Origin of the sequence: Streptomyces sp. NPDC088746 (genome assembly GCF_044751065.1) — a bacterium.
Lineage (GTDB): Bacteria > Actinomycetota > Actinomycetes > Streptomycetales > Streptomycetaceae > Streptomyces.
This window is the reverse complement of the sequence record NZ_JBIVLA010000002.1, coordinates 23,732-50,352: the sequence shown is the minus strand read 5'-3', so window position 1 is coordinate 50,352 and position 26,621 is coordinate 23,732. Positions and strand designations below refer to the sequence as shown.

The 26,621-nt window shown below is 70.7% G+C and carries 25 protein-coding genes; 15 read left to right on the top strand and 10 right to left on the bottom strand.

The genetic code is table 11. From position 1 onward, the window contains the following. Positions 1 to 4 precede the first annotated feature (4 nt). The 11 genes from mshD to pstB all read left to right on the top strand — a co-directional run bounded on the left by mshD (position 5) and on the right by pstB (position 11,613). Positions 5 to 928 (top strand): mycothiol synthase, encoded by a 924-nt coding sequence (mshD, locus tag ACIP63_RS07505; RefSeq protein WP_401512378.1) that lies wholly within the window; start codon positions 5 to 7, stop codon positions 926 to 928. A 92-nt stretch (positions 929 to 1,020) separates the two neighbouring features. Then, entirely contained in the window at positions 1,021 to 1,428 is a 408-nt protein-coding gene (locus tag ACIP63_RS07500; protein ID WP_401512376.1) for a GntR family transcriptional regulator, read from the top strand. Continuing rightward, positions 1,428 to 2,327 carry an ATP-binding cassette domain-containing protein gene (locus ACIP63_RS07495; protein WP_401512375.1) on the top strand — a complete coding sequence of 300 codons (900 nt, stop codon included), beginning with the start codon at positions 1,428 to 1,430 and terminating at the stop codon, positions 2,325 to 2,327. Before ACIP63_RS07500 ends, ACIP63_RS07495 begins: the two co-directional genes overlap by 1 nt. Next, complete coding sequence (locus ACIP63_RS07490) at positions 2,324 to 3,283, top strand: hypothetical protein (RefSeq protein ID WP_401512374.1); 960 nt, start codon at positions 2,324 to 2,326, stop codon at positions 3,281 to 3,283. The genes ACIP63_RS07495 and ACIP63_RS07490 overlap by 4 nt, the downstream gene beginning before the upstream one ends. A 271-nt stretch (positions 3,284 to 3,554) precedes the next feature. Further along, entirely contained in the window at positions 3,555 to 5,801 is a 2,247-nt protein-coding gene (locus ACIP63_RS07485; RefSeq protein WP_401512373.1) for an RNA degradosome polyphosphate kinase, read from the top strand. After that, positions 5,788 to 6,780 carry a CHAD domain-containing protein gene (locus ACIP63_RS07480; RefSeq protein WP_401512372.1) on the top strand — a complete coding sequence of 331 codons (993 nt, stop codon included), beginning with the start codon at positions 5,788 to 5,790 and terminating at the stop codon, positions 6,778 to 6,780. The genes ACIP63_RS07485 and ACIP63_RS07480 overlap by 14 nt, the downstream gene beginning before the upstream one ends. After that, positions 6,777 to 7,187 (top strand): NUDIX hydrolase, encoded by a 411-nt coding sequence (locus ACIP63_RS07475; RefSeq protein WP_401512371.1) that lies wholly within the window; start codon positions 6,777 to 6,779, stop codon positions 7,185 to 7,187. The genes ACIP63_RS07480 and ACIP63_RS07475 overlap by 4 nt, the downstream gene beginning before the upstream one ends. Positions 7,188 to 7,462: 275 nt before the next feature. Then, complete coding sequence (gene pstS, locus ACIP63_RS07470) at positions 7,463 to 8,599, top strand: phosphate ABC transporter substrate-binding protein PstS (RefSeq protein WP_401512369.1); 1,137 nt, start codon at positions 7,463 to 7,465, stop codon at positions 8,597 to 8,599. A gap of 132 nt (positions 8,600 to 8,731) precedes the next feature. Next, positions 8,732 to 9,724, top strand: coding sequence for a phosphate ABC transporter permease subunit PstC (pstC, locus tag ACIP63_RS07465; RefSeq protein WP_401512367.1), 993 nt, complete (start codon positions 8,732 to 8,734; stop codon positions 9,722 to 9,724). Next, positions 9,721 to 10,809, top strand: a complete 1,089-nt coding sequence (gene pstA, locus ACIP63_RS07460; RefSeq protein ID WP_401512366.1) for a phosphate ABC transporter permease PstA — start codon at positions 9,721 to 9,723, stop codon at positions 10,807 to 10,809. Before pstC ends, pstA begins: the two co-directional genes overlap by 4 nt. Positions 10,810 to 10,836: 27 nt before the next feature. Further along, positions 10,837 to 11,613 carry a phosphate ABC transporter ATP-binding protein PstB gene (pstB, locus tag ACIP63_RS07455; protein WP_401512364.1) on the top strand — a complete coding sequence of 259 codons (777 nt, stop codon included), beginning with the start codon at positions 10,837 to 10,839 and terminating at the stop codon, positions 11,611 to 11,613. A 125-nt stretch (positions 11,614 to 11,738) separates the two neighbouring features. Here the strand turns inward: pstB and ACIP63_RS07450 are convergent, their stop codons facing one another. After that, entirely contained in the window at positions 11,739 to 12,737 is a 999-nt protein-coding gene (locus ACIP63_RS07450; protein WP_401512362.1) for an anion permease, read from the bottom strand. Between the two features lie 5 nt (positions 12,738 to 12,742). Then, positions 12,743 to 13,363: a DUF47 domain-containing protein gene (locus ACIP63_RS07445; protein WP_401512360.1), complete on the bottom strand. Its 621-nt coding sequence runs from the start codon at positions 13,361 to 13,363 to the stop codon at positions 12,743 to 12,745. A 221-nt stretch (positions 13,364 to 13,584) separates the two neighbouring features. Here ACIP63_RS07445 and ACIP63_RS07440 point away from each other — a divergent pair, with 221 nt between their 5' ends. Beyond that, a complete protein-coding gene (locus ACIP63_RS07440) occupies positions 13,585 to 13,932 on the top strand; it encodes a metal-sensitive transcriptional regulator (protein WP_322984270.1) in 348 nt (115 codons plus the stop codon). A gap of 22 nt (positions 13,933 to 13,954) precedes the next feature. Here the strand turns inward: ACIP63_RS07440 and ACIP63_RS07435 are convergent, their stop codons facing one another. Together ACIP63_RS07435 and ACIP63_RS07430 are read right to left on the bottom strand one after the other, a co-directional pair. Then, positions 13,955 to 14,164, bottom strand: a complete 210-nt coding sequence (locus tag ACIP63_RS07435; protein ID WP_401512358.1) for a hypothetical protein — start codon at positions 14,162 to 14,164, stop codon at positions 13,955 to 13,957. 99 nt (positions 14,165 to 14,263) lie between these two features. Next, positions 14,264 to 15,148 carry a hypothetical protein gene (locus tag ACIP63_RS07430; RefSeq protein WP_401512356.1) on the bottom strand — a complete coding sequence of 295 codons (885 nt, stop codon included), beginning with the start codon at positions 15,146 to 15,148 and terminating at the stop codon, positions 14,264 to 14,266. 155 nt (positions 15,149 to 15,303) lie between these two features. Between ACIP63_RS07430 and ACIP63_RS07425 the strand changes: the two genes are divergently transcribed. Next, the gene (locus ACIP63_RS07425) at positions 15,304 to 15,519 is read left to right on the top strand and encodes a hypothetical protein (RefSeq protein ID WP_401512354.1); all 216 of its coding nucleotides are present in this window, start codon (positions 15,304 to 15,306) and stop codon (positions 15,517 to 15,519) included. A 4-nt stretch (positions 15,520 to 15,523) separates the two neighbouring features. Here the strand turns inward: ACIP63_RS07425 and ACIP63_RS07420 are convergent, their stop codons facing one another. The 6 genes from ACIP63_RS07420 to ACIP63_RS07395 all read right to left on the bottom strand — a co-directional run bounded on the left by ACIP63_RS07420 (position 15,524) and on the right by ACIP63_RS07395 (position 23,729). Further along, positions 15,524 to 18,610 (bottom strand): tetratricopeptide repeat protein, encoded by a 3,087-nt coding sequence (locus ACIP63_RS07420; protein ID WP_401512352.1) that lies wholly within the window; start codon positions 18,608 to 18,610, stop codon positions 15,524 to 15,526. A 268-nt stretch (positions 18,611 to 18,878) separates the two neighbouring features. Further along, positions 18,879 to 19,610, bottom strand: coding sequence for a phosphatase PAP2 family protein (locus ACIP63_RS07415; protein ID WP_401512350.1), 732 nt, complete (start codon positions 19,608 to 19,610; stop codon positions 18,879 to 18,881). A gap of 301 nt (positions 19,611 to 19,911) precedes the next feature. After that, positions 19,912 to 20,901: an NlpC/P60 family protein gene (locus tag ACIP63_RS07410; RefSeq protein ID WP_401514995.1), complete on the bottom strand. Its 990-nt coding sequence runs from the start codon at positions 20,899 to 20,901 to the stop codon at positions 19,912 to 19,914. A gap of 115 nt (positions 20,902 to 21,016) precedes the next feature. Beyond that, positions 21,017 to 21,571: a hypothetical protein gene (locus tag ACIP63_RS07405; RefSeq protein WP_401512349.1), complete on the bottom strand. Its 555-nt coding sequence runs from the start codon at positions 21,569 to 21,571 to the stop codon at positions 21,017 to 21,019. After that, positions 21,571 to 23,352: an alpha/beta hydrolase gene (locus ACIP63_RS07400; RefSeq protein ID WP_401512347.1), complete on the bottom strand. Its 1,782-nt coding sequence runs from the start codon at positions 23,350 to 23,352 to the stop codon at positions 21,571 to 21,573. The genes ACIP63_RS07405 and ACIP63_RS07400 overlap by 1 nt, the downstream gene beginning before the upstream one ends. Beyond that, complete coding sequence (locus ACIP63_RS07395; RefSeq protein ID WP_401514992.1) at positions 23,349 to 23,729, bottom strand: hypothetical protein; 381 nt, start codon at positions 23,727 to 23,729, stop codon at positions 23,349 to 23,351. Before ACIP63_RS07395 ends, ACIP63_RS07400 begins: the two co-directional genes overlap by 4 nt. A 201-nt stretch (positions 23,730 to 23,930) precedes the next feature. On the opposite strand from ACIP63_RS07395, the gene ACIP63_RS07390 reads away from it, so the two are divergent. Beyond that, positions 23,931 to 24,560: a histidine phosphatase family protein gene (locus tag ACIP63_RS07390; RefSeq protein ID WP_401512345.1), complete on the top strand. Its 630-nt coding sequence runs from the start codon at positions 23,931 to 23,933 to the stop codon at positions 24,558 to 24,560. Positions 24,561 to 24,672: 112 nt separating this feature from the next. Further along, positions 24,673 to 26,250 (top strand): adenosine deaminase, encoded by a 1,578-nt coding sequence (locus tag ACIP63_RS07385; protein WP_401514989.1) that lies wholly within the window; start codon positions 24,673 to 24,675, stop codon positions 26,248 to 26,250. Positions 26,251 to 26,621 lie beyond the last annotated feature (371 nt).

Sequence of the window (26,621 nt, the reverse complement as noted above, 5' to 3'; positions counted from 1 at the left end):
ACCCATGACGACTGACGCACCCCTCCCCTCCCCCGGGCGCGAGATCGAGACCCTCGACGCGCTCACCCCCGAGCAGGCCGACGCCGTCCTCGCCCTCCTCGGCGAGGCCGCCGGGACGGACGGCCGGCAGGCCGTCTCCGAGCAGGGGCGCCTGCAGTTGAGGGGCGGACACCGTGAGGGCGTCCGGCATTTCCTGCTGAACGTCGACGGCACCCTGGCGGGATACGCGCAGCTGGAGGACACGGACCCCGTCGAGGCTCCCGCCGCCGAACTCGTCGTCCACCCCTCCCACCGCGGACGCGGACACGGGCGCGCCCTGGGTGCCGCGCTCCTCGCAGCGACCGGGAAGCGGCTGCGGGTCTGGGCGCACGGTGGCAAGTCGGCCGCCCGGCACCTCGCACAGGTGCTGGGCCTCTCCCTCTTCCGCGAACTGCGGCAGTTGCGGCGCTCCTTGACCGACCTGGACATCGCCGAGCCGGTGCTTCCGCCGGGCGTCACCGTCCGCACCTTCGTCCCGGGACAGGACGACGCGGCCTGGCTCGCCGTCAACAGGACCGCCTTCGCCCACCACCCCGAGCAGGGCTCCCTCACCCAGCGCGACCTGGACGACCGCAAGGCCGAGCCGTGGTTCGACCCGGAGGGCTTCTTCCTGGCCGAGCGCGACGGCGAGATCATCGGCTTCCACTGGACGAAGGTGCACGCCGAGGACGAGCTCGGCGAGGTCTACGTCGTCGGCGTCCTCCCCGACGCCCAGGGCGGCGGGCTCGGCAAGGCGCTCACCGCCATCGGCCTGCGGCACCTGGCCTCCCGGGGGCTGCCGACGGCGATGCTCTACGTGGACGCGGACAACCCGGCCGCCCTGTCGGTGTACGAGCGGATGGGCTTCGCCACGCACGAGGTGGACCTGATGTACCGCACGGAGTCCTGACCAGGCACAACCACCGCAGGGGCGGCGTCATTTGACTCCGCCCCTCCTTTACGCCACCCTTTCACTACTCAATTAGTGAAAGGGTGGTGCAGATGGCAGGATCCGCAGCGGTCGAGTTCCGCATCGACCGGCGCAGCGGCGTCGCCACCTACCTGCAGATCGTGCAGCAGACGAAGCAGGCGCTCCGCCTCGGTGTGCTGGAGCCGGGCGACCGGCTGCCGACGGCCCGTGAGGTCGTCGAGGCCACGGCGATCAATCCGAACACCGTTCTCAAGGCCTACCGCGAGCTGGAACGCGAAGGCCTCGTCGAGGCCCGCCGCGGCCTCGGCACCTTCGTCCGCCGCACCCTCGGCAGCGCGGCGGTCACCACCGACGCACCCCTGCGCGCCGAACTCACCGACTGGACCCGCAGGGCCCGCGCCGCGGGTCTGGACAAGGACGACGTGAGCGCGCTCTTCACCGACGTACTGGACAGCACATTCAAGGGGGACCAGGACTGATGACAGGCGCCGCGATCGAGGCGTACGGCCTCGGTATGACGTACGGACGCAAGCGGGGGTGGGCCCTGCGCGACTGCTCGTTCCGGCTGCCCACGGGGCGGGTCTGCGCCCTCGTCGGGCCCAACGGGGCCGGGAAGTCCACACTGCTCGCCCTCACCGCCGGCCTGCTCCGGCCCACCGAGGGCTCGGTGCGCGTGCTCGGCACCGGTCCCGGAGAGGCGCGGCCCCGCATCGCGTACGTATCCCAGGACAAGCCGCTGTACGGGCAGCTCACCGTGGCCGACACCCTGTGGGCGGGCCAGGAGCTCAACCCCGTCACCTGGGACCGCGCGGCCGCCGACCGGGTCGCCGCACCGCTCCCGCAGGACGCGAAGGTCCGGGCGCTCTCCGGCGGGCAGCGGACCCGGCTCGCCCTCGCGCTGGCGCTGGGCAAGCGACCCGAACTGATGCTGCTGGACGAGCCGATGGCCGATCTCGACCCGCTGGCACGGCACCAGCTGATGGGCGTCCTGATGGCCGAGGCGGCGGAGAACGCCACCACCATCGTGATGTCCTCGCACATCCTCACCGAGCTCGAAGGCTCCTGCGACTACCTCCTGTTCGTCGACGGCGGCCGGGTCCGGCTCGGCGGCGAGAGCGAGGACATCGTCGCCGCGCACGCCCTGGTCACCGGCCAGGCCCGCGACCTCACCCCGCACACCGTCGTCGAATCCCGCACGACGGGACGTCAGCTCACCGCACTCGTACGCAAGGAGGGTCCGGTGGACCCCGCCGCCTGGGACGTCACGCAACCCTCCCTGGAGGAGCTGCTGCTCGCCCATCTGCGGTCCCCGGAGGCACCGCCGCTGCTCACGCCGAGCGCGCACGCCCGCGAGGAAGAGAAAGTGGCCGCGATATGAGCACCCTCGCCCTGCGGGGCTCCGCCCGCGTCATCGTGCGGCAGCACCGTGTGACGCTATGGACCGTCGCGGCCCTCATGGCCGTGGGAGTGGCCCTCATTGCGGCCACCCGTCTACTCACGGCCTGGTTCGCCGAGCGGTTCTCCGGCACAGGCTGTTCGGTGGAGCACACGGTGCTCGGGTGCGGTGACACCGTCCGGAGCTATCTCGACGACCAGTACCTGATGCACGCCGTGCAGGTCTACGCCGGGCTGATCATGCTGATACTGCCCGTGCTCGTCGGTGCCTTCGCCGCCGGCCCGCTGATCGCCCGCGAACTGGAGACCGGCACCTACAAGCTGGCCTGGTCGCAGTCCGTGACCCCCGCACGGTGGCTCGCCGCGAAGCTCGCGGTCCCGGCCGTGCCGTTGCTCGTCGGCGTCTCGGCTCTGTCCGTCGCCTTCACCTGGGCGCGGGAGAGGACGGGCGCCGAGTACCCCGCCGAATGGTTCGACGGCCCGGTCTTCGTCACGATGGGCATCGCCCCCCTCGGCTACGCGCTGCTCGGGCTCACGGCCGGAGCGCTCATGGGGCTCCTGATCCGCCGCACCGTGCCCTCGATGGCAGCGGCGGCCCTCGCCGTCGGCGCGGTCGTCGTCATCGTCGGGAGCGTCCGGAAGAGCCTGTGGCCGTCACAGACCGCGACCGGGGCGCTCGACTCGGTCTCGGACCCCTGGATCCTCGAGACCGGACAGCTCACCAGCCGTGGCGAGCGGCTTCCGGTGGACGTGTGCTGGGGGCAGAACGTCGACGAGGCCCGATGCGTCGCTGAACGCGGCATCACCGGCCGGTTCGCCGACTACCACCCCGCCTCGCACTTCTGGCCCCTCCAGCTCGTCGAGACGGGCATCGTGCTCGCCCTCGCCACCCTGGCCGTCGCCGTCGCGTTCCGCGTCCTGCGCCGCCGCGCCGCCTGAGAGCCGCCCTCCGTCCGGGCCCCGGGGGGAGCCCGGGCGGAAGGTTCACCTACGGTGAGGAGGGGACGGCACCCGCAGCCACACCGCTTCCTGTACGTCATGTCACCGTTACCGGCCATTCAGACGGGCTTGCGACCCTCACGGGATGCAGCCAGCTGTGCCCGCCCCCCGCAACGGGAGCGGCCCCGGTCCAGGGGCCACTTCCGCTCCTTCCGCGATCTTTCCGGGCTCCGACGCGCCTGAGGAGCCGAACGCGCGGAAGAATAGGTCCATGAGCCAGCAGCCCAGCTCCGAGGTCCCGGTCCAGCCCGCCCAGCCGTCGGTGGGCTCCCTCGCCGCCCACCGGCCCCACGCCGTCGCGGGCGCGGTGCCCGCAGGCCTGTCCACAGCCGCCGACCTCGACCCCGATCTGGACAACGACCCGGACGCGTACGAGCCCGAGGGCGACGGCGACGAGCTGCCGCAGGGACGGTTCCTCGACCGGGAGCGCAGTTGGCTCGCGTTCAACGAACGCGTTCTGGAACTCGCCGAGGACCCGGCCACACCCCTACTCGAACGGGCTAACTTCCTCGCGATCTTCGCCTCGAACCTGGACGAGTTCTTCATGGTCCGGGTCGCCGGTCTCAAGCGCCGTATCGCGACCGGGGTCGCCACCCGCTCCGCGTCCGGGCTGCAGCCCCGCGAGGTCCTGGACCTGATCTGGACCCGCTCCCGCGAGCTCATGGCCCGCCACGCCGCCTGCTACCAGCAGGACATCGCGCCGGCCCTGTCCGACGAGGGCATCCAGCTGGTCCGCTGGCCCGAGCTGACCGAGAAGGAACAGGCCCGCCTGTTCACCTTCTTCCGGCAGCGGGTCTTCCCGGTGCTGACCCCGCTGGCCGTGGACCCCGCGCACCCGTTCCCGTACATCTCCGGGCTCTCGCTGAACCTCGCCGTCGTCGTGCGCAACCCCGTCAGCGGCCACCGGCACTTCGCCCGCGTCAAGGTGCCGCCGCTGCTCACCCGCTTCCTGGAGGCGTCCCCGCAGCGTTACGTCCCGATCGAGGACATCATCGCGGCCCACCTCGAAGAGCTCTTCCCGGGCATGGAGGTCCTCGCCCACCACATGTTCCGGGTCACCAGGAACGAGGACCTGGAGGTCGAGGAGGACGACGCCGAGAACCTGCTCCAGGCCCTGGAGAAGGAGCTCATGCGGCGCCGCTTCGGCCCGCCGGTCCGCCTGGAGGTCGAGGAGTCCATCGATCCGTACGTCCTGGACCTGCTCGTGCGCGAGCTGAAGATCTCCGAGACCGAGCTCTACCCGCTGCCGGGCCCGCTCGACCTCACCGGACTGTTCGGCATCGCCTCGCTGGACCGGCCCGAGCTGAAGTACCCCAAGTTCATCGCCGGCACCCACCGCGACCTCGCCGAGGTCGAGTCCGCGTCCGCGCCCGACATCTTCGCCGCCCTGCGCGAGCGCGATGTCCTGCTGCACCACCCGTACGACTCCTTCTCCACCTCCGTCCAGGCCTTCCTGGAGCAGGCGGCGGGCGACCCGGACGTCCTCGCGATCAAGCAGACGCTGTACCGGACCTCCGGGGACTCGCCGATAGTCGACGCCCTGATCGACGCGGCCGAGTCCGGCAAGCAGGTCCTCGTCCTCGTCGAGATCAAGGCACGCTTCGACGAGCAGGCCAACATCAAGTGGGCCCGCAAGCTGGAGGAGTCCGGCTGCCACGTCGTCTACGGCCTCGTCGGCCTCAAGACCCACTGCAAGCTGTCGCTGGTCGTCCGCCAGGAGGGCGACACCCTGCGCCGCTACTCCCACGTCGGCACCGGCAACTACCACCCCAAGACGGCCCGGCTCTACGAGGACCTCGGCCTGCTCACCGCGGACCCCCAGGTCGGGGCGGACCTCTCCGACCTCTTCAACCGGCTCTCCGGCTACTCCCGCCGCGAGACCTACCGCCGGCTGCTGGTCGCCCCGAAGTCCCTGCGCGACGGCCTGATCGCCCGGATCAACAAGGAGATCACCCACCAGCGCGCCGGACGCTCCGCCTATGTCCGGATCAAGGTCAACTCGATGGTCGACGAAGCGGTCATCGACGCCTGCTACGGGGCGGGACAGGCCGGCGTGCCCGTCGACATCTGGGTGCGCGGCATCTGCGCGATCCGCCCCGGCGTCAACGGACTCTCCGAGAACGTCCGGGTCCGCTCGATACTCGGCCGCTTCCTCGAACACTCCCGGGTCTTCGCCTTCGGCAACGGCGGCGAACCCGAAGTGTGGTTCGGCAGCGCCGACATGATGCACCGTAACCTCGACCGCCGGATCGAAGCACTGGTCCGCGTCACCGATCCCGCGCATCGCGCCGCCCTCAGCAGGCTCCTGGAGACAGGGATGTCCGACACCACCGCCTCCTGGCACCTGGGCCCCGACGGAAACTGGACCCGGCACTCCACGGACGCGGACGGGCAGCCGCTGCGGCACGTACAAGAGATGCTCATTGACGCCCGGAGGCGCCGGCGTGCGACGCCCTGACCACCAGACGACGACCCTCTCCGCGGAAGCGGTCCTCGCGCCCTACCTGCGCGAACAGGCCGCCTGCTTCCTGCGGGGCCTGCGGCTGCACCGCGAGCACAGCGCCCCCGCGGACGCCGGCACGCAGAGCGCCGACGACGCCGCCCGCGCGCTGCGCCACGCGGCGCGCCGGATCAGCGGCACGCTGCACACCTTCCGGGGTGCGCTCGACCCGGCCTGGGCCGACCAGCTCCGCGCCGAACTGGCCTGGCTCTCCGGAACCCTGGCCCGCGAGCACGCGTACGCCACCCGGCTCGGCCGGCTCCTGGAGGCGCTGCACCAGCTCTCCGGCGCCGCGCTCCCGGCGGCCAGGCCCGCTCCGGGGGAGGGTACGGACGGCAGCGACAAGGAGCGGGCCGCGCTCGGTGTCGGCGCGGCCCGGGCCGGGGCGCTCCTGGAGCGCCGGCTGACCCTCGCCCGGACCCGCGCCCACTCGGCCGCGCTCCAGGCCCTGGGCTCCTCCCGCTTCCACGCCGTCGCCGACGCCGTCGCGCTGCTCGCCTCGGAGGTCCCCCTGTCGGCCTCGGCTGCGGAACCGGCGGAGGAGGTGCTGCACGCACCGGCCGGGCTGGCCGAACAGCTGATGCTGGACGCGGTGGCCGCGCTCCCGCCCGACGAGGCGGTGGAGCCGTACAACGAGGCCCACGACGCCCTCTGGCACCAGGCCCGCCTGCTGCTGCGGCTCCACCGGTACGCGCACGAGATGCTGCGGGGCGCACCCGATCCGGCCCTGGCCGGGCCGGGTCACGCGCTGGACCTGCACCGGGACGCGGCAGAGGCCGCGGCGGCCGCCGCGGCGGCCGCGCGCACCCCGCGCATCGCCCCCGCGACGGCGTACGCCCTGGGGGTGCTCCACGCCGACCAGCGGCACGAGGTGGAGGCGGCGCGCGCCGTGTTCCGGGAGACCTGGCCGTACGCGGCGGCCGTGACCGCGCCATGAGCGGCACACCGGTCCTGGCCGCGGGGTGCGTGCTGTGGCGCCGCACCCCGGACGGCGGCCTGGAGATCTGCCTGGTCCACCGGCCCCGCTACGACGACTGGTCGTTCCCCAAGGGCAAGCTGAAGCGCGGCGAGACGACGCTGGAGGCCGCCCTGCGCGAGGTCCTGGAGGAGACGGGCCACCACTGCGCGCCGGGCGCCGCCCTGCCCACCGCCCACTACATGGCGAACGGGCGCCCCAAAGAGGTCAGCTACTGGGCGGCCGAGGCGACGGACGGCGATTTCGAGCCCAACGACGAGGTCGACCGACTGGCGTGGCTCTCGCCCGGCACGGCCCGTGCCCGCCTGAGCCGCCCCGGCGACCGCGTCCAGCTGGACGCCTTCCTGGAGAGCGGCCCGCAGGTCTGAGGGCCTCGCCGGTCGGCCCCCCCTGTCCCCTCGCCGGGGCCGCCCAAGGCTCGCGTACGTCCCCTCCGGGCCCGCCGGCCCCTCCCGCCGCGCGACGGAACCAGCCCGCCCGACACGGTTCACCTGCCGTTCACTCTCCCCCGCAGACCGCTTCACCTGTTCTGCCTAATTTCGGACGTACAAGGTGCGCGGCGCCAAGCCGCCGCACCACTCCACATCGCACGCCGCCTCGACCCCCACCAGCCGCGGCGGCTCCTGGAAGGAACACCCCGAAAGTGAAGCTTCAGCGCAAGAACCGGCTTCGTGCCACCGCGCTCGGTGCCCTCGCCGTCTCCGGCGCCCTGGTCCTCACGGCGTGCGGTTCGGACGACAACACCGGGGCCGACGCGGACGGCGGCGGCAAGACGAGCGCCGCGGCGTCGGACATCAAGTGCGACGGTGCCGAGGGCCAGCTGCGCGCTTCCGGGTCCAGTGCCCAGAAGAACGCGATGGACCTCTGGGTCAAGAACTACATGGCCGCCTGCTCCGGCGTGGAGATCAACTACAGCTCCTCCTCGTCCGGCGAGGGCATCGTCGCGTTCAACCAGGGCACCGTCGGCTTCGCCGGCTCGGACTCCGCCCTGAAGCCCGAAGAGGTCGCCGAGTCGAAGAAGATCTGCAAGAGCGGCCAGGGGATCAACCTCCCGATGGTCGGCGGCCCGATCGCGATCGGCTTCAACGTGGAGGGTGTCGACAGCCTCACGCTGGACGCCTCCACACTCGCCAAGATCTTCGACAACAAGATCAAGAAGTGGAACGACCCGGCGATCGCCGAGCTCAACGACGGCGTCAAGCTGCCGGCCACGGACATCCAGGCCTTCCACCGCTCCGAGGACTCCGGCACCACGCAGAACCTCGGCAAGTACCTGAACGCCGCGGCGCCGAGCGACTGGAAGTACGAGGCCGAGAAGAAGTGGCCCGCCCCCGGCGGCCAGGCAGCCTCCGGCTCGTCCGGCGTCGCCAGCCAGGTGAAGGCCGTCAACGGCTCCATCGGCTACTTCGAGCTGTCGTACGCCAAGTCGCAGGACATCACCACCGTCGACATCAACACCGGCGGTGCCGCCCCGGTCGAGGCCACCTCGGAGAACGCCTCCAAGGCCATCGCCGCCGCCAAGGTCAAGGGCACCGGCAAGGACCTGGCGCTCGACCTCGACTACACCACCAAGGCCGAGGGCGCGTACCCGATCGTCCTGGTGACCTACGAGGTCGTCTGCGACACCGGCAACAAGGCCGACACCCTCGGCACCGTCAAGTCCTTCCTGACCTACACCGCCTCCGCGGACGGCCAGAAGGTCCTCACCGACGCCGGCTACGCCCCGATCCCCGAGGCGATCAACGCCAAGGTCCGCGAGACGGTCGCCGGCCTCAAGTAGCCCGACCCCGCACGACACGCACGCACAGGCGGGCCGGTCCGGCGCACCCCTCCGGACCGGCCCCCACCGCCCGAACATCCGGTGCACCGCCGCCAGGGGAGCAGCCGCTCCCCCACACAGACCGGAAAGACCATGGCTTCCACCACACCGCTCGACATCCCACCGGCTCCGCCGGAAACACGATCGCGTCCCAAGTCCAGCGGACGCGCCGGCGACAAGATCTTCCTGGGCCTCTCACGCGGCTCGGGCATTCTGCTGCTCGTGATCATGGCGTCGATCGCCGTGTTCCTCAGCTACCGCGCCGCCATAGCCATCTCGAAGGACGAGGGGAACTTCCTCACCACCTTCGACTGGAACCCTGCCGGTGACCCGCCGGTCTTCGGCATCGCGGTCCTCCTCTTCGGCACCGTCGTCAGCTCGATCATCGCGATGGTCATCGCGGTTCCGATCGCTGTCGGCATCGCCCTCTTCATCTCGCACTACGCGCCGCGCAAGCTGGCGGCCCCCGTCGCCTACGTGATCGACCTCCTCGCCGCGGTGCCCAGCATCGTCTACGGCATCTGGGGCGCGCTGGTCCTCGTCCCGTATCTGGAGGGCCTGAACCTCTGGCTCGACCAGTTCTTCGGCTGGACCTACCTCTTCGAGAAGACCGAGATCGGCGTCGCCCGCTCGCTCTTCACCGTCGGCATCCTGCTCGCGATCATGATCCTGCCGATCGTGACCAGCGTCAGCCGCGAGGTCTTCCTCCAGGTCCCGAAGATGAACGAGGAAGCGGCGCTCGCCCTCGGCGCCACCCGCTGGGAGGTCATCCGCCTCTCGGTGCTGCCCTTCGGCCGCTCCGGGATCATCTCGGCTTCGATGCTGGGTCTGGGCCGCGCGCTCGGCGAGACGATGGCCGTCGCCACCGTGCTGTCGCCGAACTTCCTCATCTCGCTGCACGTGCTCAATCCGGGCGGCGGGACCTTCGCCCAGAACATCGCGGCCAAGTTCGGCGAGGCCGACGAATTCGGGCGTGACGCCCTGATCGCCTCGGGCCTCGTCCTCTTCGTCCTCACCCTGCTGGTCAACGGCGCGGCCCGGCTCATCATCGCCCGCCGCAAGGAGTACTCGGGGGCCAACGCATGACCCACGCCACCACCACCGACATCCAGGACGACCGTCCCCGGATCTCGCCGGAACCCGGCAAGGGCGGCCTCAGCAGCCGCAGCCTTCCCCGCTGGTCCCCGGTCGGCTTCGCCGTCCTGGCCATCGCGCTCGGTGTGGGGATCTCCCTGGCGGCCGGCTGGCACAGCCGCGTCCAGTGGGGCCTGATCTCCGCCCTGCTCTTCCTGGCCATCTCGTACGTCGCGACGACCCTCGTCGAGAACCAGCGCCAGGCCAAGGACCGCCTCGCCACCAGCATCGTCTGGGTCTGCTTCCTCATCGCCGTCGTCCCGCTCGCCTCGCTGCTCTGGACCACGATCAGCCGCGGCTCCGAGCGCCTCGACGGCTACTTCCTCAGCCACTCGATGGCCGGAGTCCTCGGCTCCGACGACAGCGGCGGTGTCTACCACGCGCTGATCGGGACCCTGGAGCAGGTCGGGATCGCCACCGTGATCTCCGCCCCCCTGGGACTGCTGACCGCGGTCTACCTGGTCGAGTACGGCAAGGGCGCGCTCGCCAAGGCCGTGACCTTCTTCGTCGACGTCATGACGGGCATCCCGTCCATCGTGGCCGGTCTCTTCATCCTGTCGATCATGCTGATCGCCGACCTCGAGCCCTCCGGTCTGATGGGCGCCCTGGCCCTGACGATCCTGATGATCCCGGTCGTGGTCCGCTCCACCGAGGAGATGCTCAAGCTCGTCCCCAACGAGCTCCGCGAGGCATCCCTCGCCCTCGGCATCCCCAAGTGGCGCACCATCCTGAAGGTGGTCCTGCCCACCGCGATCGGCGGCATCACCACCGGCGTCATGCTCGCCGTCGCCCGCATCGCGGGGGAGACGGCACCGATCATCCTGCTGGTCTTCGGCAGCCAGCTGATCAACACGAACCCCTTCGAAGGCGCCCAGAACTCGCTGCCCTTCTACATCTACGAGCAGTACAAGGTCGGCGAGGCCGCGTCCTACGACCGCGCCTGGGCCGCAGCCCTGGTGCTGATCGCCTTCGTCATGATCCTCAATCTGGTGGCCCGCGGCATCGCCCGCTGGAAGGCCCCGAAGACCGGCCGCTGAGGCCACGCAGAAAGCAGTTGATTCCACATGGCCAAGCGCATCGACATCGGCGGCCTCACCGCCTACTACAGCTCCCACAAGGCCATCGAGGACATCTCGATGACGGTGGAGCCCCGCTCCGTGACCGCCTTCATCGGCCCGTCCGGCTGCGGCAAGTCCACCTTCCTGCGCACCCTGAACCGCATGCACGAGGTCACCCCCGGTGGCCGCGTCGAGGGCAAGGTGCTGCTGGACGACGAGAACCTGTACGGTCCCGGCGTCGACCCCGTCACCGTGCGCCGCACGGTCGGCATGGTCTTCCAGCGCCCGAACCCCTTCCCGACCATGTCGATCTTCGACAACGTCGCGGCGGGCCTGCGGCTGAACGGCTCGTACCGCAAGAGCGAGCTGTCCGACATCGTCGAGAAGTCCCTCAAGGGCGCCAACCTCTGGAACGAGGTCAAGGACCGCCTGAACAAGCCGGGCTCGGGCCTCTCCGGCGGACAGCAGCAGCGCCTGTGCATCGCCCGCGCGATCGCGGTCGAGCCGGACGTGCTGCTGATGGACGAGCCGTGCTCCGCGCTCGACCCGATCTCGACCCTCGCCATCGAGGACCTGATCGGCGAGCTGAAGGAGCGCTTCACGATCGTCATCGTGACGCACAACATGCAGCAGGCGGCGCGCGTCTCGGACCGTACGGCCTTCTTCAACCTCTCGGCGGTGGGCAAGCCCGGCCGGCTGATCGAGATCGACGAGACGGAGCGGATCTTCTCCAACCCGTCGGTCCAGGCGACCGAGGACTACATCTCGGGCCGCTTCGGATAACCACAGACGGCCTTGGGGTGCTGCATGGCGGTGCCACCACAAGGCGAAGGGCCCGCCCCCGCTCTCCACAGGAGAGCAGGGGCGGACCCATGAGCAGCCGGGCACGTTCCGCCCGGCAGAACCGCTCACCCGAAGAGCAGCACGACGATCCCGTAGCTGAGCGCGGCCACCAGCGCGGCGGCCGGCATGGTGATGAACCACCCCAGGATGATGTTCTTGGCCACCCCCCACCGCACGGCGTTCACCCGCTTCGTGGCGCCGACACCCATGATCGCCGAGGTGATCACATGAGTCGTGGAGATCGGTGCGTGGAAGAGGAACGCCGAGCCGAACATGATCGACGCGCCGGTCGTCTCCGCGGCGAAGCCCTGCGGCGGGTCCAGCTCGATGATCTTGCGGCCGAGCGTACGCATGATGCGCCAGCCGCCCGCGTACGTTCCGAGGGACAGCATCGCCGCACAGGCGATCTTCACCCAGACCGGGATCTCGTCGTTCGGGCCCTCGACATCGGCGATGACCAGGGCCATCACCACGATGCCCATCGTCTTCTGGGCGTCCTGCAGACCGTGTCCGAGCGCCATGCCCGCCGCCGAGACCGTCTGCGCGATACGGAAGCCGCGCTTGGCCTTGTGGGGATTGGACTTCCGGAATATCCACATGATCACGACCATCACCAGATAGCCGGCGACCAGACCTATGACGGGCGACAGGAACATCGGGATGACGATCTTGGACAGCACGCCGTCCCAGTGCACCATCGTCCCGCCGGCCAGCGCCGCGCCGACCATGCCGCCGAAAAGGGCGTGCGAGGACGACGACGGCAGACCGTAGTACCAGGTGACGAGGTTCCAGATGATCGCGCCGACCAGTGCCGCGAAGAGGATGCCCATCCCCTTCTGGCCCTCGGGCGTGGCGATCAGGCCTTCGCTGACGGTCTTGGCGACCCCCTGGCCCAGGAAGGCGCCTGCGAGGTTCATCACAGCGGCCATCGCCAGAGCCGCACGCGGGGTCAGCGCCCGGGTGGAGACCGAGGTGGCGATGGCGTTCGCCGAGTCGTGGAAGCCGTTCGTATACGTGAAGCCGAGCGCGACACCGATGGTCACGATCAGCGCAAAGGTGTCCACGAGGTTCAGGACTCCTTGACCGCGATGGTCTCCACGGTGTTGGCGACGTGCTCGAACGCGTCAGCCGCCTCTTCCAGCACATCCACGATCTGCTTGAGCTTCAGCACGTCCATGGCGTCGTACTTGCCGTTGAACAGATGCGCGAGCAGCTTGCGGTGGATCTGGTCGGCCTGGTTCTCCAGGCGGTTGACCTCGATCCAGTACTCGGTGAGGTTGTCCATGGTCCGCAGACTCGGCATGGCCTCGGCGGTGAGTTCCGCCGCCCTGGCCAGGACCTCGATCTGCTGCTCGACACCCTTCGGGAGCTCTTCGATCTGGTACAGGACGACCAGGTCGACGGCCTCCTCCATGAAGTCCATGATGTCGTCGAGCTGCGAGGCCAGGTTGTAGATGTCCTCGCGGTCGAACGGCGTGATGAAGGAGGAGTTCAGCTGGTGGAAGATCGCGTGGGTGGCATCGTCCCCCGCGTGCTCCGCTGCCCGCATACGCTCCGCGATCTCGACTCGGGAGGCAGAATCCGCCCCGAGCAGTTCCATCAGGAGCTTCGAGCCCGTGACGATGTTGTCCGCGGATGCGGAAAACATGTCGTAGAAGCTCGTCTCCCTGGGGGTCAGACGAAAGCGCACGTGGGGTCCTCGGGGTGCTTTGGATTCGGTCAGGCTGATGCTAGGCGCATCATCCGGCCACGGCTAACCGGCGTTCTTCAGTGTCGCGCATCGGGCACAGTGATCAGCACGGCCCCCCGGTCACGTTTCGGCTGGATTCGGTACGATATACCCGGCAGGGGTATACAGAGGGTACGGAACGGCACGCTCACCGCAGGCCACGAGGACAACGGGAGGACCCCATGACCACCACCGAGGCCACCGGAGCAGGCGGTACGGAAGCAGTCGTCACCGACCACGACCGCGGCATCCACGGGTACCACCACCAGAAGGACGAGCACCTCAAGCGGCTGCGCCGCATCGAGGGCCAGATCCGCGGCCTCCAGCGGATGGTGGACGAGGACGTCTACTGCATCGACATACTCACCCAGGTCTCGGCGTCCACCAAGGCCCTGCAGTCGTTCGCGCTCCAGCTGCTGGAGGAGCATTTGCGCCACTGCGTCGCGGACGCCGCCCTCAAGGGCGGCGAGGAGATCGACGCGAAGGTCGAGGAGGCCACCAAGGCGATCGCCCGCCTCCTGCGGACATGACCGCGGGCCGGAGTGGGAAAGGTCATCCCCGGTGGCGGCTCTGCCGGGGGATGGTCGGCACCGGCTCGGAGGGAACGGCCCTGACGTTGAGCACCTCGTCGATACGGTCGGAACTGAGCCGGTCCTCGAGCGCGTCCGCCGCGGCGATCATGAGCTCGCCGCAGAGTTCGATCTCGGCGAGGGCCACACAGTCCTGAGCGTTCGGAGCGCTGAGCGTCACCACCTGCGTCACCTCTCTCTGCTGTCGCCGACTCCTGGCGCACCGACTCCCTAGCGTAGGGAGCGCGGCACGCGCCGCGCATGGCACGGACGGACCATTTCGGCCCCCTCCCTACGGCGTTTCCGGGCCACTGCCCCCGCCCTGCTGGACCCGCCCCGTGTAGATGTCCGCCGCGTGCGGAAGCTCCACGGAGACCGGCGTTCCGAAGCCGTACAGCAGCATCGTCGAGACCACCGCGACCGCCGGGCCCTCGGTCGCGAAGGTGAAGTGGTGGCGCACCTTCCGCAGCAGGCCCTCGTCGTCCAGATAGACGTCGAAGGGCACCGTGTCCGTGCTGAACCCTTTCGCCGCGGCGGCCAGCGCCCCGCGCGAGGACGGCGACGCCTCCCGCGCCGCCCGGCCGAGATCCGCCGTCCCCCGGTAGTGCCGGACCGCCACCCCGGCCAGCTCCGTCCGCCCGACGTACGTCACCTCGCCCGCGCCGCGCAGCAGCTCGGCCGAGGCCATCGGATCGGTCACGCCTCCGGTGACCAGATTCCCGTCCTCCAAGGCCGTCGTGTCGATCCGTACCCATTTGTCGTCGGGCACCCCGGCACCGCGGTTCTTCATGTACAGCGCACCGGGTGCCAGCAGCTCCGTGATCGGCCGGTGCTCGTCGGCCCCGGCGGCGTCCTTGGGCAGGACGACCTTGATCCGGCCCAGCTGTCTGCGGAAGTCGTACGCCCCCTGGCCCCTGATCGTCACCCGGGTCCCGCCGGCCGCGGTCTCCATCGACGTACGCGTCTCGGCGCTGCCCGCACCGGCGAGCGCCTCGGCCGCCCCGCGCACCACGGCCGCAGGGGCGCCGGCCGGGCCGGCCCGGGCGACGCGCTCACCGGCCGCGTCGCCGCCGTCACCACCCGTACCGGAGCATCCGCCGACCACCGACACCACGCCCGCGACGGCCAGGGCCAACACGGCCAGTGGCCCGCCTCCGCACCTGCGCTGCTGCACCATCACCACCTGCCACCCCCCAACGACGCACACCTGACCGAGTTCCCGCCCGTCTCGCCTAACGACGGCCGGGGCGCCCCGTCACGCCACCGGAGCCCTTCCGGAAGCCGATCGGCCCACTCGGTGACGGCGCCGGCCGGCCGCAGTACCGTGGATCCGTGCATGAGGACCCCCCAGCCCACGCCCCGGCCCCGTCGCTCGCTCCGGGCTCCGCACCCACCACCGCCCTCGCCCCGCCACACAGCATCACCACGGTCGAACGAGGCTCGTTCTGCATCGCCCGCTGCAGCTGCGGCTGGTCGGGACCGGCCCGGCGCTCGCGTGACCGGGCCCGCACGGACGCGGCCGGACACCGCACCGGCACGGACCGCTGAGCGCTCAGGCGAGCGCGTCCCCCAGCCGACGCACGAGAGGGTCGGTGCCGGGCACCAGGGACGGCTGTACGCCCCGGAGCAGTGAGAGGTCCTCCAGCACCTCCCGGATCACGTGCGCCTCCGGCCTCCGGCCGAGAAGGTCGTCGCACCGCGCGGTGGCACGCTCCCATTCCTGGAGCGCGCAGTCCATGAACAGGACGCACCCCAGCACCAGCGCCTGCCTGCTGCTGTCCCCCGCCCCGTCCGCGAGGAGCATGCGGATCGCGCGCCGGAAATGCGTCCCGGCCTCCTGCTCGTCCCCCGTCAGACGCGAGGAGAGGGCGTACAGGCCTACGTACCAGCCCTCGTCCGGGTCGATCTCCACGGCCCGTACGCAGTCGGCGAGCGCCTCCTCGTAGCGCCCGAGCCGCAGGCGCATCTGCGCACGGCCGGCGTACGACCACGCGGCCGGAGCCTCGGCCGCCATGACCAGGCGGTAGTCGGCGTCCGCCTCCTCGTGGAGGCCCGCGCGCCGGTACATCTCCGCGCGGTGGGAGACGAACGTCCCCGACCGGGGGTCGATCTCCATGGCCCGCGTGTAGGAGGCGGCGGCCTCCGCGTACCGGCCCAGCCGGCGGAGGACCATCCCTCGGTTGAGGACGGCCCAGTCGTAGCGGGGGTTGATCTCGAGGGCCAGGGAGTGGTCGGCCAGCGCTTCCTCGTAGCGGCCGAGCCGCCGGTACAGCTCCCCGCGGCCCGTGAGGGCCCATTCGTAGCGGGGGTGGGCCTCGATGGCCCGGGTGTAGCCGGCCAGCGCTTCCTCGTGACGGCCGAGCTTCTCGTAGGTGTCCGCCCGGCTGGCGAGGGCCCACGCGTAGTCCGGGTCGATCTCGACGGCCCGGGCGTAGTCGGCGAGAGCTTCCTCGTACTCGCCCATGATGTGGTGGACCCGGGCACGGCTGGCGAAGGCCCACTCGTAGCGCGGGTTGATCCCGATGGCCCGGGTGTAGTCGGCGAGGGCCTCGGCGTGGCGGCCCTGGAGCTGGTGGACGTACGCCCGGCTCCCGAAGGCCCACGCGTACCGCGGGTTGAGTTCGATGGCCCGGGTGTAGTCGGCGACCGCGTCTTCGGGGCGGCCCGACGCCTCGTGGACCTGGGCGCGGCTGCCGTACGCCCACGCGTACCCCGGGTCGAGATCGATGGCGCGGGCGAAGTCCGCGAGCGCCTCGTCGTGGCGGCCCAGGTTCCGGTAGGCGTCCCCGCGGCTGCCGACGGCCCGTGCGTCGAGGGGATCGAGCTCCAGCGCACGGGTACAGGCGGCCACCGCCTCCTCGTGACGGCCCATCAGCCGGTACGTCTCACCACGGCCCGCGTGGGGGCGCGAGGCGTCCGGATCGATGTCCGTGGCCCGCGCGTAGTCCGCCAGCGCCCCCTCGTGGTCGCCCGCGATCCGGTGCTCCCGGGCCCGGACGGAGTAGGCCAGGGCGCGCCCCGGCGCACCGAGTTCGGGAGCGGCCAGCAGCGTGTCCAGCACCGCGGTGCCCGCCCGGTCCTGCTCACCGGCGGCTTCCAGACGCCGCCCCCAGGCGCTGAGGACCGCCGTCTCCGTGTCGTCTCCCGCCTGCCCGAGGATCTGGGCCCAGCGCCGCAGCGTGGCGAGGTCGTGGTCGATCGCGTGGACGGCCTGGTGGAGGGCGTCGGGCAACGCGGTCCGGTGGTTCGCACACAGCCGGTGGTACGTCTCGTTGAGCCGGTGCTCGCGCCAGACGGCGTCCTCCCAGCACGTGGAGGTACTGGCGCCGGTACCGAGGCCGGACTCCGCACCCAGGCGCCACCGCTCGAACACCTCGGCAAGACGGGTGTGCGCCTGCTGCCAGCGGGCCGGCGACCGACCGCGCTGCAGGCGCAGCATCGCCGCACGCACCACGTCGTGGTAGCGGCACCGGCCCGCCTGCGTGGAGACGAACGCGAGGCCGCGCAGCCACGGGTAGTCGTCGGCGGCGGCCTCCGGCACGGCGGCCCGGTACACGTCCTCGTCGATCTGCAGCGGAAGCGCACAGGCCAGGGCCGCCTCACGCCGCCCGGCGTCCGGCTCCCACTTCAGGAACCGCTCGACCGCCGTCTCCGACGGGTCCCCGAAGCTGTCGCCGCTGCTGGCCTCACTGCGCGCCAGCATGTCGACCAGCAGCGGCAGCCGCCCCGACAGGCGCAGGACCAGATCGACGCTGGGCTCCTCGGTGACGCCGTGGGTGGCGAGCAGCGTGCGCGCCTCCTCCTCGGTGAACACCTCCAGGCGCACCTCGGTGACCTGGCCCAGCCGGTCACCCCAGACCCGGGTGTCCAGGCGCGGCCGGCCGGAGAGCACGACCTGGACGTTGACCGGCAGGCCCCCGTACTCCTCGCCGAAGACGATGTCGTGCAGCCAGGCGTCGAGCACGGGCCCGGTCCGCTCGTACACGTCGAAGAACAGCACCACCCGCTCACACCGCTCCGCGACCTCGGCCAGGTCCTCCAGGAAGACCGGGGCGAGAACCGCGACCGGATCCATCACCAGCCGCACGTCGTCATGGCTGCGCAGGCGCGTGTTGAGGGCCGCCCGCACCCGGTCCGCGCCCAGCGCGACCTGCTGCGGATCCATCGCGCCGACGAAGGCCCCGACCCCGGGCACCAGGCCGAGACCGGCCAGCCCCACCTGCGCCGCCACCGTGCTGGACGGCGACGCGGCCGGCGCGGCCTGACCGCCCCCGGGGTCGGGCTGCGGTGCGGGGACGGCGCTCTCGGCCTGGTGCCGGCGCTGGCGGTAGGTCGCCAGCTGCTTGTCGAACCGCTTCAGCGGGTGCCCCTGCCGGCCCAGCCGGGCACTGACGGCCTCCATCGCCTCGACGGCGTCGTGCACCTCGTCGTCCACGAACGCCGTGACGACGGTGGACTGCTCGCGGGCGGTGGACTCCCACTGCCGTACGAGGGTGGACTTGCCCACACCCCCGTTGCCGCGCACATGGAACAGGAACGGGAAGTCGGCCTCCTCCGGATCGCGCGCGAACGTCTCCCGGAACACCGCGAGCTCACCGCGGCGCCCCACGAAACCCGACCGCTCGTGCCGCCGATTCACTTCCTGCCGCGTCGGCCGCCGACCGGCCACATGCACCACCCCCGGATCTCCGGCCATGATGCCCCGCCGTCCGGGGCACGGGATCGGAACCACCGAAGTGGCCCCTCGGGCTGCCCGGCCCATGCGTGAGGGGCGCCCCTCCACGGGACACCCCTCACGGACCTTCGGTTCTCTCCGCCTGCACGGCGAGATCGCTCCCCGTACGCGGCGAGGTCGCTACGCCCACGCGGGCGAGGTCGCCATGCCTATGCGGACAAGGTCGCCATGCCTACGCGGCGAGGTCCCTCTCGCCCGCCGCACCGCCACGGCCGGAGCCCGAGCTCGGCTCGGGGATCCCCTGCGCCTCGCCCCGCCCGCCGGCGGTGGCGCCCGCCCTGCCCGAGCGGACGAGCCGGCCGACCGCCCCGGCACGGGCCACGGCCCCCACCAGCGGAGTCAGCAGCATCATCGCGAGCGGGGCGAGCAGCAGCGCCACGGCGGTGCCGAGAGCGAAGCCGCCGATCACGTCGGTCGGGTAGTGCACGCCCATGTAGACGCGGCAGAAGCCCTCGAGGAGCGCCAGCGCGATGGCCACCAGGCCGAACTTCCTGTTGGCCACGAAGAGCCCCACGGCGATCGCCATCGCCATCGTCGCGTGGTCGCTGACGAAGGAGAAGTCCGTCTTGCCCTTCACCAGGACTTCGAGCCCCTTGTGGTCGAAGAACGGACGGGGCCGCTCCACGAAGCCCCTGATCGGGATGTTGACGAGCAACGCGATCCCGGCGGCGAGCGGCGCCCACACCAGCCCGGCAACCGCCGTCACCGAGTCCTCGGTCGTCCCGCGTCGGCGTACGCTCCACCAGCACCACAGGACCGCCAGGACCATGGCGAACATGATCCCGAATTCACCGACGAACTCCATGACCCGGTCGAACCAGGTCGGAGCGGCCTTCGCCAGCCCATTGATGTCGTAGAGCAGGCTGACATCGGGGTTCGACCCATCGAGTGCGAGTCCAGCCATCTGCCGCGGCCCCTTGCCTTGTCTGCTGCTGCGACGCACAACGGCGTGCGTCGCCTTGGTCTGACCCCCGTGGTCGGTGCGGATTCAGTGCCGCGCCACGCCATGATGCCGTCACGCCTGACCGGTCTGAACAGCCGCGCATGGTCATGTACGCATGCTGTCCCAGTCCAGGGAACGGCCTGTCAGCTCTCTACGTTCCGCTCTCCACCGAATGATCACCATGACGTTATCGAAGAGTGACTCATCGTCGCAGCTCAGGGCCTGGGCTTCACGGAGAGTTCCGGCCATGGCCGACTGCCTGTCAGCTTTCCGGGAGCGCGGTGGGAAGCGCCGCGGCCCCGTCTTCCGTGACCCTTGTCGCACCGAAGTAGTCAGGGGTGTCGATCTTGTCGAACCGGATCACCGCGCCGGTGTACGGCGCGTTGATCATGTAGCCGCCACCGACGTAGAGCCCCACGTGCCGGATGGCCCGCGAGTTGTTCAGATCGTCCGAAAAGAACACCAGGTCTCCGGGGAGGAGCTCCTCCCGGGAGGGGTGCGGGCCGGCGTTGTACTGATCGTTGGCCACCCGGGGAAGCTCGATGTCCACCGTCCGGTACGCGGCCTGAGTCAGCCCGGAACAGTCGAACCGGCCCCCCTGGTCGGCCGTCCCGTTCCCGCCCCAGAGATAGGGGGTACCCAGCTTCTTCTGCGCGAAGTAGATGGCCCCGGCGGCCTGCTGCGAAGGCTGCACCCGGCCGACCGGCTTGGCGAAGCTCTTCTCCAGCGACCTGATGATCTTTACGTAGTTCTGCGTCTCGCTGATCGCGGGCACCCCGCCCGCCCGGATCACCCGGTACGCGCCCGCGTTGTACGCGGCGAGCATGTTGTCCGTCGCGTCGCCCGGCACCTTCTTGACGTACCCGGCGAGCTCGCAGTCGTAGGACGCGGCGGACGGGATGGCGTCGGCGGGGTCCCATACGTCCCGGTCCCCGTCCTTGTCCCCGTCGATGCCGTGCGAGGCCCAGGTCCCGGGGATGAACTGCGCGATGCCCTGCGCGGCGGCGTGGCTCTGGGCGCGCGGATTCCAGCCACTTTCCTGATACAACTGCGCGGCCAGCAGGGCGGGGTTGATGGCGGGGCAGAGGTTGCCCCACTTCTCGACGAGCGGCTGGTACCGAGCGGGCACGGCCCCCTTGGCCAGCCCGACGGCTCCGCTCGCCCCGGCGATCCCGGCGGCGGCGGAGTACGTACCGACGACGAGCAGGGCGATGAAGCACAGGCCCAGCCCGATCCCACCGCCGACGAACACCCAGTATTTCCGCACGCCTCAACCATCCCCCATTCGGGCGTGGTTCACGACGCGATTCGCTGGTGTGTACGGGTGGATGGAGGCATGAGGGGGCGTCAGGGGCGGCCGAGGGGGATCAGGGGGCGCCGGCGGACCAGAAGGGCGAGCGGATGTTGGGGCGGGGGATGGGGTACACGCCCTCGTAGGAGGGGCCGTTCGGCGGCGTGGTCGGATCGGCTACCTGGGACTTCTCGACGCAGGGGCTGTCCACCTGGAAGAAAGCCTGGCCCCTGCCTCCAAAGCGAAGGCTCACGCCGAACCCCTCCTTGGTCTGGGCGTAGACCGCGGGAAGCTCCACACTGTTGTTCACCGCCTTGATCTGGTAACCGCTCTTCCTCCAGAGCCGATCGACCAGGCCCAAGAAGCTGCCCCTGCGCTGAGACGAAATAACCGTCATTACGGTTCGCCTACGGGAGACATCACAACTGCCCGTAGTAGTCGGCCCATGAGCCCAGTTCACCTTCGGCTGAATCCCATCGAATGCAGAGTCTAGAATCGCGTCCGCATGATCAGCAGCCTCTTGCATATCCATGTCTGGTCGACCTCCACCATTCGTCAAATCGCCCTCGCCGACACACCCGACTAGCGACGAACTGATCAGCAACAGCGCCAACCCTCGGATCGAGCGCATCAACGCGGCTCCTCCATCTTGACTTCACGAGACCGACCGGCAGCAATTAGCGCAATACTATCCGCCGATACCGCGTCTCTCTCGGGATCAAAGTACTGCGAATGGGCGTCGGTCGAGATGCCCTGGGGGCCGACCAAGCGCGGGCCGTCTTCAACAGGGAAGCGCCTCGCACCAAATTCCTGGCTGGCCGGATCCTTGCCGAACCACAAATCGTCGTCCCCTCGATCCATGATGTCCCCGACGACGTAGGCAAATGGCCCGGTCGCTGCCCCAACGGCTACCTGCTGCTTGGACGGGAGCTTTGTCACAACATCGTTCTCAGCGGCACCCACAAATACGTGCCCGCTGCCTACTTTGAGGTCATCCGCGTGATCGACGCCAACTCCAGGGCTGCCCACAAGAACGATGTCATCGACTCCAGGGATCCCATCTCCTTGCTGTGTTGCCGAACCCACCGTGCGAGATCCGTACGAATGGCCGATTGCCGTCAGGTGGGGGTCGCCAGCTTCGTTAGTTTCCACGATTCCGCCCATAAATGCGTTGAACGCGCGCCCGCCATTATTAGCCGCCTCTTCGCCCGCCACGGCCAAACTTGCAAGGCCGTCAGGCGTCTGTGGAGCGTCGTATCCCAACCAGGCGATCACCGCACTGGAATGGTCGAGGTCCTGGGAAGCAATGGCTGTATCCCTGGCGCGCTTGAGATCCCCCTCAGCGAAATCCCTGTCCAGCGAGGTGTTCAACCCCGGCACATACGCCGCCACATTCTTCGCCGTATCAGGGTTGCCGAAAGAAACGATCGCCCGCCCGTTCCCCTCGTCCCCGATGCCGAGCAGAAACATGGGTGGCTGCGTCCCCGCCCCCAACTGCCGGTCGATCTCCCGCAGCCCCGCCAGCTGCGTCACCGACCTCTCGTCGTCCCGCCCCTCCAGCTCCCCGATCAGCAACCGCAGGTTGTCCCGGTTGGCCGCGTCGCGGATCAGGGCCGGGATCCCGTCCAGGTTCCCGATCTGGTCCGGGTACACCGCGAGGTACTCCTCGCGCTGTTCCTGGGTCAGCCCCGCCCACCAGTCCCGCCGCTCCGCCGGAGACGCATCGTGCGGGATGGCGTCCTTCAGGTACGCCCCCGCCGCCCCCCGCACCGCCGCCGCGTCGCCCGCCGCGTCCTTCCAGGTGGAGTCCGGGACCTTCAGCCCCTCTTCCGCCTTCAGCCGGCGCAGGATCCCCGCGTACCGCCAGTCGATCTCGGCCGCCGCCCGCACCGCCCCGGTCACCCGGTCCGCGATGTCCTGCGCCTTGGCCGCGTTGGGGTTCGGCGCGACCAGGCCCGAGGGCGGCACGAGCCCCGGCAGCCCGTTCGACGACGCCGTGCCGCCCCGGACGGCCGCGCCGTCGACGAGGCCCGCCCCCGCAGCCGGGTACGTCACCGAACCGTCCGCGTCCACCGTGAACCTCAGCGCGGCCGCATCGTCCAGCGCCTCGTTCAGTGCCCGCTGCTGGGCCTTCATCTCGTGGGCAAGGGAGTTCAGGGTCGTACGGAGCAACCCGCACTCGGTGTACACGTACTGGAAGTTCCGCCCCAGCTGCCGCAGCCGCGCGACCGCCGCCTGTGCCGCCTCGCCCTCCTGTGTGTCGCGGAGGCCGGTGAGCAGCTGCTGCTCGATGCGGTCCCGCGCGGCGTCGGCACGGTTGCTCGACTTGCCCCACCCGTCGGCCGCGCCCTCCAGCTCGGCACACTTCAGGTCCCGTAACTGCGCCCACGTCAGCGCCGGCGTCGGCGTCACCGCTCGTCACCCGTGCACGGCGTCACCGCGGCGAAGGACGCCCTGACGGCCTCGTTCGTGGCGCCCTGCGTACGCGCGACGTCCCGCAGCTTGGCCGCCAGGCTTCCGCACTCGCCCTGTGCCGCCTGGAACCGCCGCTCCCAGGTCTCCCGTACGGCCGCCAGCTCCGCGAGGGCGGTCAGCCGGCCTGCCCCCGCCATCAGCCCCTGGTGCGCCAGCCCCAACTCCCCCCGTACGGGTGCCAGCTGCGTCGCAAGCTCCGCCGCGCCCCCTGCCGCCCGCAGCCACGGCCCGTCGCTGTGATGCAGCCTCGGGCCGCAGTCACCCCCGCCCGGCGGGCCCGCCGGCTCATCCAGCCCCTGCGCCACGGCCATCATGCTCACCCCGTTCCTCGATCACGGAGCGGCACTGTGCCAAACGCGGCGTACCCGACACGCCGGGCGTACCGGCGGCGTGAGCCGGACCCCCGCCCCCGCAAGGAAGCGACCTCACCGACATCACCCGAACGCGCGACCCGGAACCGGCCGGAGGGAGACACCGTCCATCCCTGCATCACCCGGACCAGCCGAAAGGGCCCCATGGCCACCGCGAACGCGACCCGTTTCCTCTACATCGCCCGGCACGGCGAGGCGTCCACGGACGAGACCGAACTGACGGAACGGGGCCGCCGTCAGGCGGCTCTCCTCGGCGAGCGGCTCCGGGGCATACCGTTCTCCGCCGTCCACCACGGCCCGCTCCCCCGGGCCGCGCAGACCGCCCGGCTGGTCCACGAGCGGCTCGGGGAGGGCATCCCCCTCCGCGTCTCGGAGCCGGCCGGGGACTACGTGCCGTACGTCCCGCGACGGGAGGAGCTGCCCGAGGAGTCGGCGGACCGGCTCCTCGGCTTCGTCGAACAGTTCCCGGAGGCCGAACGCAGCCGGGGCCCGGAGCTGGCCGGCTCCGCGGCGGCACGGTTCACCGGCCCGGCGGACGGCGACGAGCCCCGTTACGAACTGGTCGTCACCCACGCTTTCCTGGCCGCCTGGCTGGTACGCGACGCCCTCGACGCCCCCGCCTGGCGCTGGCTGGGCCTCAACCACGCCAACGCGGCGCTGACCGTCATCCGGTACACCCCCGGCAGGCCCGCCGCCCTGGTCGTGGTCAACGACATGGCGCACCTCCCGGAAGACCTCCGCTGGACAGGATTCCCGCCGGAGCTCCGCGCGTAGGCCGTGCCGGGCGGCTCATGCGTTTACGGGTGTCCCCGCGTGTCCCCCGGACGGATGGTTTACGGGCCACCGCCCTCGCGGTCCGCCCTGACGCGAGCCGCTCTTCGTGATCATGCAAGGCGTGATCTCCGTACACCACAACTCATCGCGTGCCCGACGGTTGTTGACCGCCGCAGGCCTCGCCGCAGCCGCCCTGGCCGCATCGCTGCCCGCCGGACCGCCGGCGCAGGCCGCCGCCTCCGCACCCGTACCTCCGCCCCGGACCGCCACCCCCGCCGAGGCCCGTACCGCCGCCTGGCTGAACGCCCACCCGAAGGAGGCCGGCCGCTTCTTCCGGGACCTGCCCAAGGGCGGTGACCTGCACAATCATCTGTCCGGCGCGGTACGGACCGAGTACCTCATCCAGCTCGCGGCCGACGACGGCCTCTGTATCGATTCCACGATGACCGCCGTCGCACCACCGTGCGGTGCGGGCACCCGGTCTGCCGCCGACGCCCTCACCGACAGCCGGTTCCGGCAGGAGATCGTCCGGGCCTGGTCCATGCAGGACTTCCCGCAGGGCGAGTCGGGCCACGACCACTTCTTCGCCACGTTCGGGAAGTTCGGCGCCGCGACGTCACACCGGGGGAAGATGCTGGCCGGCGTGGCGGGTACCGCTGCCGCGCAGAACCAGACGTATCTGGAGACCATGGTCAGCCCCGCCTCGGCGGGCGCCAAGCAGCTCGCGGCGGACGTCGGCTGGGACACCGACCTGGCCGCCCTGCACCGCAAGCTGCTCGCCGGCGGCCGGCTCGACCAGCTGGTGACGACGGCGAAGCAGGAAGCCGACACCGCCGACGCCGAGTTCCGCGAGACCGCGAAGTGCGCGACCGCCGAGCCCGGCCCGGCATGCGGGATCACGGTGCGCTGGATCTCCCAGGTGTCACGCAACAGCGCCCCGGAGCGCGTCTTCACCCAGATCGCCCTGGGGCTCCGCCTGGCCGAACGCGACCAGCGGTTCGTCGCCGTCAACCTGGTCCAGCCGGAGGACGGTGAGATCTCCCTCCGCGACTACCGCCTGCACATGCGCATGCTGAACTACCTGCACGGCGTCTACCCCCGCGCCCACATCACCCTGCACGCCGGTGAGCTCGTCCCCGGACTGGTGAAGCCCGAGGACCTCACCTTCCACATCGACGACGCCGTACGCACCGGCCAGGCCGAACGCATCGGCCACGGCGTCGACCTCGTCCAGGAGGACGACTGGCAGCGCCTGGCCCGCGACATGGCGCGCCGCCAGATCGCCGTCGAGGTCCCGCTCACCAGCAACGCGCAGATCCTCCAGGTCGAGGGCGACGAGCACCCGTTCCCCGTCTACCGGAAGTACGGGGTCCCCGTGGTGCTGTCCACCGACGACCCCGGGGTCTCACGCGGTGACATCGGCCAGGAGTACCGCCGCGCGGCCCGTACGTACGCACTCGGCTACCCGGAGCTGAAGGACCTGGCCCGGGCCTCCCTGGAGTACAGCTTCCTGCCGGGCCGGGGCCTGTGGCGTCCCGACCCCGTACGCCAGGGCTTCCGCCCGGTCGAGGAGTGCCGGGTCCTGGAGTCGGCGCGCTGCGCCCGCTTCACGGCGCAGAACCCGAAGGCCGGCCTGGAGTTGCGCCAGGAGCGGTCCTTCCGCGCCTTCGAGGCCCGGTACGCCGGCTGACCTGACCTGACCCGATCAGGGGGGCGGGTCGGTGCACGCGACACAGCACCTGCCCGCCCCACACCGCTCCCCCTCACCCGTGCCGAGGAGGTTCGCCGTACAGGGGAAACGAGTCCGTCGCCGCCGTCACAGCAAGGGGCGGCGGGAGTGCGACACCTTCCCCGTACCTGCCACGCGGATGCAGTGCCCGCTGCCATGGATCCGGGGGGGGAGGGCCCGTATCCCGTGCTGCGGCGCTTCCACCGTACTGCCGGTCGAATCCGTAAGCCTCCGACATGCAAACCTCCCCCGCCGATCCCCGATGACTACACACCGTCACGCTACAGCGACCCTCTGACACTTCGACCTCCCAGCGCATGCCTACACTGACC

What these genes read in the sequence shown, in the direction of transcription:
- mshD (WP_401512378.1), top strand. Translation starts at nt 5, where the DNA reads ATGACGACTGACGCACCCCTCCCCTCCCCCGGGCGCGAGATCGAGACC.
- ACIP63_RS07500 (WP_401512376.1), top strand. Translation starts at nt 1,021, where the DNA reads ATGGCAGGATCCGCAGCGGTCGAGTTCCGCATCGACCGGCGCAGCGGC.
- ACIP63_RS07495 (WP_401512375.1), top strand. Translation starts at nt 1,428, where the DNA reads ATGACAGGCGCCGCGATCGAGGCGTACGGCCTCGGTATGACGTACGGA.
- ACIP63_RS07490 (WP_401512374.1), top strand. Translation starts at nt 2,324, where the DNA reads ATGAGCACCCTCGCCCTGCGGGGCTCCGCCCGCGTCATCGTGCGGCAG.
- ACIP63_RS07485 (WP_401512373.1), top strand. Translation starts at nt 3,555, where the DNA reads ATGAGCCAGCAGCCCAGCTCCGAGGTCCCGGTCCAGCCCGCCCAGCCG.
- ACIP63_RS07475 (WP_401512371.1), top strand. Translation starts at nt 6,777, where the DNA reads ATGAGCGGCACACCGGTCCTGGCCGCGGGGTGCGTGCTGTGGCGCCGC.
- pstC (WP_401512367.1), top strand. Translation starts at nt 8,732, where the DNA reads ATGGCTTCCACCACACCGCTCGACATCCCACCGGCTCCGCCGGAAACA.
- pstA (WP_401512366.1), top strand. Translation starts at nt 9,721, where the DNA reads ATGACCCACGCCACCACCACCGACATCCAGGACGACCGTCCCCGGATC.
- pstB (WP_401512364.1), top strand. Translation starts at nt 10,837, where the DNA reads ATGGCCAAGCGCATCGACATCGGCGGCCTCACCGCCTACTACAGCTCC.
- ACIP63_RS07440 (WP_322984270.1), top strand. Translation starts at nt 13,585, where the DNA reads ATGACCACCACCGAGGCCACCGGAGCAGGCGGTACGGAAGCAGTCGTC.
- ACIP63_RS07430 (WP_401512356.1), bottom strand. Translation starts at nt 15,148, where the DNA reads ATGGTGCAGCAGCGCAGGTGCGGAGGCGGGCCACTGGCCGTGTTGGCC.
- ACIP63_RS07415 (WP_401512350.1), bottom strand. Translation starts at nt 19,610, where the DNA reads ATGGCTGGACTCGCACTCGATGGGTCGAACCCCGATGTCAGCCTGCTC.
- ACIP63_RS07405 (WP_401512349.1), bottom strand. Translation starts at nt 21,571, where the DNA reads ATGCGCTCGATCCGAGGGTTGGCGCTGTTGCTGATCAGTTCGTCGCTA.
- ACIP63_RS07395 (WP_401514992.1), bottom strand. Translation starts at nt 23,729, where the DNA reads ATGATGGCCGTGGCGCAGGGGCTGGATGAGCCGGCGGGCCCGCCGGGC.
- ACIP63_RS07390 (WP_401512345.1), top strand. Translation starts at nt 23,931, where the DNA reads ATGGCCACCGCGAACGCGACCCGTTTCCTCTACATCGCCCGGCACGGC.
- ACIP63_RS07385 (WP_401514989.1), top strand. Translation starts at nt 24,673, where the DNA reads ATGCAAGGCGTGATCTCCGTACACCACAACTCATCGCGTGCCCGACGG.